We start from the raw sequence: 4,125 nt of genomic DNA, 5'->3' as shown, positions 1-4,125 counted from the left end.
ATCTGGCGCCGAACTTGTCGCACCAGCAACGGATCGTCTCATACGTGACCACAACACCACGCTCGAGCAGCAACTCCTCGACGTCGCGCAGGCTCAGGCTGAACCGGAAATACCAGCGAACCGCGCAGCTGATGACGACGGCAGGGAAGCGGTGGCCGTGATAAAGCGGTTTTGTCTTCTTCATTACGTCATTCTACCGCCCCCTCTCCATCAACCTGACCGAGCCCTTGCGAGTCGTCATGGCTATCGACGGTCTGTCGAAATTTTCTCCGACCTGTGTCCCGGAAGTAGATCAGGATGCAGAACGCGGAAACGATCTGCATCCGGCGCATGATCCGGTCGCCACGCCTGCCCGGTGACGCCGTCTACGGACGTTTAACAGCCATGGTCAAAGCTGTGCGCAAGTTCGGCGTAAGCTCGACGTCACCGCTGCTGACGGAATTAAGCGTTTCACGAACCAAGTCCGGATAGGCACCTTTGGAAAACTGGCCGATAGCGATATTCGCAGCTTCCCCCGGGGAATTCAGCCGAAAGAGTTTTTGTACAGCGAGTGCACGTATCAACCCACTATCGTGGCCGTCCGCTATCTGGTTCAATGTCTGCACGGCCTCACTTCTTAAGTTCGCGACATCGGGAATGCTTCGTTCCTCAAGAGTGCCGATGAGATTCAGTCGCGCGACAGCGGTCCTCTCATCGGTCGTGGCATCGCTCCTCAAATCGCTCAGCGCCTTACTGAAGACCTCTTGAGGCGTTTGACTTGGCATGTTGAAGTAAGTCTCATACATCTCGGCATATTTGGATTCGTTTCTGCCCTCCCAAATGGCATTCGCTTCTTGCAAGACTATGTCTCTGCCAATTGCAGAATCAACCAGGATGGATCGAAGAATGTCTCGCTCCATGCCCTGTTCGGCAGGCATGTCGTGATAGAACTGAGTCACAAGCTTTGCGACCTCGGGGTCATTTTCCAAAGCAATCTGCAGCCGAGCCCGAAACTCATCCAGCTCATTCTGAGACATGTCGCCGCGATTCACGATCTTCTGAAAGATCGCACGAAGGCTCGCGTCAATTTGTACAGGTGTATCATTGGATGCCGCTCCGGAGGGCTTGTCATCGGTGGCGAAACTCCCGCCGGCATTAATGCCATCGGGCCACGCAATTCCCTCTTTGCTGCTTGTCGCGGTGGCTTCGGAAGACCTAAAGTCTGTGGGCTTGTATGCGCGCTTCGCTTGCTCCGAACCTACCGTGGGCGCGGCGAGAAATAAGAGGTACCCTGCCACCACCATCAGCAAGCATCCAACGATGGCTAGATGGACTCGACGCCGTGAAGATAAATTTATATTGAAGGACATAAGCTTTCTTCGTAGATAAGGAACGTCAGCCGTCTGACACAGTGCACGCCTCGCTCTTGGCGGTATCGTGGCGATACCAAAGACACTCCGCTGTCTCAAGCCAATGAACGAGGCGAATGGCGATCTTAGTAACTAAATGCGCCGATAGTTGCAGCTACTGCCACGCCACTCTGGCAAATATCCTTCACGATCATATGCGCCACCGACGTATGTGCAACGCCAACTCTCCCCCCCCATCCAATCGGAACGCCATCCCGCTGGGCAGCTTGACTGCAAGGTGAGGTAGTTATCCGCTCCGATCACGTGGACTTTCCCCCATCGTTCGCTGAAGTTGATGACTGCGCGGCCCTTCCAGCCCGGGTTAGGGCCACAAGTGACCGTTTCGCTACGAATATTGCATGCAGTCCATGACTTATTGAACCCGCCATCGATCGCCATGCTGCTGATTTTTATCGGGATTCCCCACTGCGCACCGATGTCAAAGCTGGTGGTGTGGCATGACGAATGGCCTGTCGTTAGCGCCACGGTTCCACAGCTTCCTCCAGAGCCACCGAAACAATAGTGCCAGTCCGATCCGTCCAAGGTGTAGCCGTGCTGGCTTTTGCCGATCCAACCCAAGAACTGGGTGTTAAGCGTCTGCGCGCTGACGGGGCCGTTATAAACGTCCAGCCAAGCAGCTATGAGCAGAATTAATATCTTCTTTGATGCCACGGAAGATTCCTCCCTTGGTTTCGGTTAAGGCTACGGTAATCAAGCCGCGTAAATGCGACTTGTTGTGACCAAGGCATGCATAAATTCTCGAGATCGCGAATAACGGTAGTGTCGCGATAGCTCTTGCGGAAAAATTGCGTAAACATGCTCTGGATAGAGAGCGAGAGCCGCTCAATGGGAAATGCTCTCCAGCGACTTGCCGAGCGTCCGGGGCCCCATCAACCCGATGGACACCATCACGAGCGCCATCGCCCCCGCGATGAAAACGAAGACGCCTGTCACGCCGAACGCCTGGAGCGTAAAGGCGATGACGAAGGAACTGAATACCGCCGAGAGCCGGCTCCAAGAATAGACGAAGCCCACGGCGCGCGCGCGGATGGCCGTCGGGTAAAGCTCCTGCTGGTAAGTGTGATAGGTGAACGAAATGATGTTCCCGGCGAGCGTTAGCAGCACGCCGAGCGCCACGATCGCCACCGCCGCCGAAGCCTTGCTGAACAACAATCCGCTCACGATATTGATCGCCGCCATGCCGACGATCACATGCTTGCGCTCGAAACGGTCGGCAATCCAGTAGCCGAGCAGCGGACCCAGTGGCGCGGCGAGCCCGATCACCGTGGTGTACATGAGGCTCGACGTGACCGTAATGCCCTGCTTCACGAGCAGCGTGGGCACCCAGTTCGCGAAGCCGTAAAAGCCCACCGTCTGGAAGATATGGAAGACGATGAGCATAACGGTGCGTTTGCCGTACGGCGGCTTCCACATGTCCGCGAAACCGGCTTTTCGCGGCACCGGGTCGGCTGGGCCGACTGCAGGCAGCGGCGCACCGTATTGCCGCGCCACCTTTGCTTCGAGGTCCGCCAATAACGCTGCGGCTTCTTCGGTGCGGCCTTTACTCGCGAGCCAACGCGGACTCTCGGGCAGATTGCGCCGGAAGTACCAGACAAAGAGCGCGCTGATGCTGCCCAGCAGCACGACCCAGCGCCATCCATCGAGTCCGAACGGCACACGCGGCACCAGGAGCCACGAAAGAAACGCAACGACCGGCACCGCCGAAAAGCCGATTGCCTGGCACACGGCGAACGCCCTGCCGCGCAAATGTTTGGGCGCAAGCTCCGAGAGGTACGTGCCGATGGTCACGAGTTCGACGCCAATGCCGAGTCCCGAGACGAAACGCCAGAGGTTCAGGCCGCTCGCCGTGTCCTGGAAGGCCATGACCGTGTTCGCCGCGACGTACCACAGCAGCGACCATGTGAAGATGGCTCGCCGCCCGAAGCGGTCCGCAAGGAAGCCGCATGCGGCCGTGCCGATGAAGAGCCCGCAAAAGAGTGCGGCAATGAAGCTTGCCACGCCTGAAGTGCCGAAGAGGCCGGGCGTGGTCGAGGTGAGAATGCCGCTTTTGACCAGACCCGGTGCGACATAACCGGTGAAGAGCAGATCGTACAGTTCGAAGAAGAATCCGAGACTGAGCAGCAAGATCAGCTTCCATACCACGCGCGTGGCCGGAAGCCGGTCGAGACGGGCCGATATCGTGCAGTACTGCGCGCTGCCGTCGGCAGCCGCGTTTGCATCGATGGGTGTTCCATGGTCAGCGGCCCGCAGATTCGCCGCGCCCTCCAGAATGGCCAAGTTTGTCTCCAATGTACTCTACTTTAGACATTCAGCGCCCCGCTGAGGGGCGCTGAATGTCTAAAGTAGAGTTTCTAATCGAGGCGGTGGTCAACGAGCCATCATCGGTGCCGACGACCGTCAAGCGTCAAGCGTCAAGCGTCAAGCGTCAAGCGTCAAGCGTCAAGCGTCAAGCTGAACGAGTCCAATCTGTTTCGAGTACCGATGAATATCACAATATCACCAATCACGAGTTTTCTAGATATGAAATTTATTTTCATCTCCTGAAGATTTTTTGATATCGATCGATCGGTTTCGTCGGGGATATTGCGGATTTCGGCGAAGCCGAACACGGATTTCGGTTGAAGTCGAACAGTGTTTCCGGAGGAACATGAACAGCCGTTTCGGTTGAAGTCGAACGGTTTCGGAGAATTCCGGAATTGGTGTTCGGTGCTCCGAA

Annotated in this window: 4 protein-coding genes and 1 pseudogene; 1 reads left to right on the top strand and 4 read right to left on the bottom strand. The window is 56.7% G+C overall.

Annotated features, from left to right (window positions below):
- From VSR34_RS37540 to VSR34_RS37525, 4 genes and pseudogenes are all read right to left on the bottom strand, one after another.
- Positions 1-184: pseudogene (locus tag VSR34_RS37540) on the bottom strand (IS6 family transposase); the annotation flags it as partial.
- Between the two features lie 181 nt (positions 185-365).
- Positions 366-1,349, bottom strand: coding sequence for a hypothetical protein (locus VSR34_RS37535; protein ID WP_342965129.1), 984 nt, complete (start codon positions 1,347-1,349; stop codon positions 366-368).
- A gap of 132 nt (positions 1,350-1,481) precedes the next feature.
- Positions 1,482-2,060 (bottom strand): hypothetical protein, encoded by a 579-nt coding sequence (locus VSR34_RS37530; protein ID WP_342965128.1) that lies wholly within the window; start codon positions 2,058-2,060, stop codon positions 1,482-1,484.
- A gap of 171 nt (positions 2,061-2,231) precedes the next feature.
- Positions 2,232-3,632, bottom strand: a complete 1,401-nt coding sequence (locus VSR34_RS37525) for an MFS transporter (protein WP_342965130.1) — start codon at positions 3,630-3,632, stop codon at positions 2,232-2,234.
- Between the two features lie 110 nt (positions 3,633-3,742).
- Here VSR34_RS37525 and VSR34_RS37520 point away from each other — a divergent pair, with 110 nt between their 5' ends.
- Positions 3,743-3,964 (top strand): hypothetical protein, encoded by a 222-nt coding sequence (locus VSR34_RS37520; RefSeq protein WP_342965127.1) that lies wholly within the window; start codon positions 3,743-3,745, stop codon positions 3,962-3,964.
- The last annotated feature ends 161 nt before the right edge of the window (positions 3,965-4,125 follow it).

Source organism: Paraburkholderia sp. JHI2823 (assembly GCF_038900695.1).
In the GTDB taxonomy this organism is placed as follows: Bacteria; Pseudomonadota; Gammaproteobacteria; order Burkholderiales; family Burkholderiaceae; genus Paraburkholderia; species Paraburkholderia mimosarum.
The sequence above is the reverse complement of the archived record's forward strand: the minus strand, read 5'-3'. Positions and strand labels throughout refer to the sequence as shown.

Excerpts from the sequence above, each read along its gene's own strand:
- VSR34_RS37535 (WP_342965129.1), bottom strand. The coding sequence starts at position 1,349 with ATGTCCTTCAATATAAATTTATCTTCACGGCGTCGAGTCCATCTAGCC.
- VSR34_RS37520 (WP_342965127.1), top strand. The coding sequence starts at position 3,743 with ATGTCTAAAGTAGAGTTTCTAATCGAGGCGGTGGTCAACGAGCCATCA.